The organism is Cedecea sp. (assembly GCF_036500665.1).
GTDB lineage: Bacteria > Pseudomonadota > Gammaproteobacteria > Enterobacterales > Enterobacteriaceae > Cedecea.
Genome location: NZ_DASYBS010000172.1, coordinates 1 through 1,503, shown reverse-complemented (window position 1 = coordinate 1,503; position 1,503 = coordinate 1). Strand labels below are relative to the sequence as shown.

At 57.4% G+C, this 1,503-nt stretch carries 2 protein-coding genes; one reads left to right on the top strand and one right to left on the bottom strand.

Annotation, left to right across the window (positions count from 1 at the left end; translation table 11 throughout):
• Positions 1-574: adenosine deaminase family protein (locus VGM55_RS26320; protein WP_331637211.1), on the top strand; the 574-nt coding region annotated here is incomplete at its 5' end.
• 749 nt (positions 575-1,323) lie between these two features.
• Here VGM55_RS26320 and VGM55_RS26315 read toward each other — a convergent pair.
• Positions 1,324-1,503, bottom strand: a 180-nt coding sequence (locus VGM55_RS26315) for a bile acid:sodium symporter (protein ID WP_331637210.1), incomplete at its 5' end; no start/stop codon positions are given.

Here is a 1,503-nt window from a genome sequence, read left to right as displayed (position 1 = left end):
TACCTTCGGCGAGGCCGCCTGTTTGCAAGAGCTGGAAGGCCTGCTGGCACACCGTGATGGTATTACCGCGCTGGATCTGGCCGGTGACGAACTCGGTTTCCCTGGCAGCCTGTTCCTCAATCATTTCAACCGTGCCCGTGCTGCAGGTCTGCGCATCACCGTGCACGCCGGTGAAGCCGCTGGTCCGGAAAGCATCTGGCAGGCGATCCGCGAGCTGGGTGCCGAACGCATCGGCCACGGTGTGAAAGCCGTTGAAGATCCGGCATTGATGGATTTCCTGGCGGAACAGGGTATTGGTATCGAGTCCTGCCTGACCTCTAACATTCAGACCAGCACTGTGCCGTCACTGTCGCAGCATCCGCTGGCGAAATTCTTGCGTCACGGCGTAATGGCGTCGATCAACACCGACGACCCGGCGGTTCAGGGCATCGAAATTGAGCATGAATACCTGGTCGCGGCACCACAGGCCGGGCTGACAGAGGCGGAGATCCGCACCGCTCAAGAAAATGGCCTGAAAATGGCGTTCCTCAGCGAGCAGGAAAAGCAGGCGCTGCGCGATAAAGTTCGCGGCTAATTGAATAATGGGTCCAATGTTGCGTCATACATGTCAGTTAAGCCTGACAGATGATTTCGTTGGTGCCTGTTAGTTGCGTGTAAGGGGAATTGCCACAAACGTAGGGCAATTATCTGTAAGAACAATGTCCGGCAATTGGAGGGGCCGAAGGCGCGGCCCCTCCACCCCCGCCTTCGCTTAACACCCTCTGTCTGCTACGCAGATGCCCTCGCGGCGTCACCCTTGTCGGGCGGGTCGTCTACGACAAACGTCCCTGTTTGTCTCGCCTCAACCGGCCTTCCCTGGCCAGTTGCCCCTGACAACGCCTCCTTGATCAGCAGAGGGTGATGCGCACTCAAGGTCAACACCCGAATCTGTCGTCACCGGGTTGCCTATCCAATGTGTTTGACGTTACGGACTGAAAACAAAGGTGATGATGAGATGAGCACGCTGTTGGGAGCCCTTGAAGACGCCGAACGCAGGAATGGCGCATAGGCGAAACCGCCATGGACGGCGGTTTCAGGCGAGGCAGGCAGGGACGCCTGTCGTAGCCGGCAATGATGCGACGTGACGAAGTGAGGGAAGTTGGCGAAGCCAACCGTCTGATGGGGCAAAGGCGCGGGTTGCAAGGGTCCGCGCCTTACGGTCCCTTGCTCGGTCGGTGCGCATAAACCGCATAGAACCGCGCAGGTTTATCGACCGAAACGTTACTCATACGCTTAGACAAATACTCACTGAGCAATATAGCTCAATTTATTCAGGCCCATTTTTTACTTCGTCGCCAGCACTTCTGCCCGCTGTTTGGCGGTTTTGCGCGCATAGCGCTGCGCTAACACGGCGCACACCATCAATTGCACCTGATGGAAAATCATCAACGGCAACACCATTGCCCCCACTGCCGCCGCTGGGAACAACACATTGGCCATTGGAATGCCATTCGCCAGGCTCTT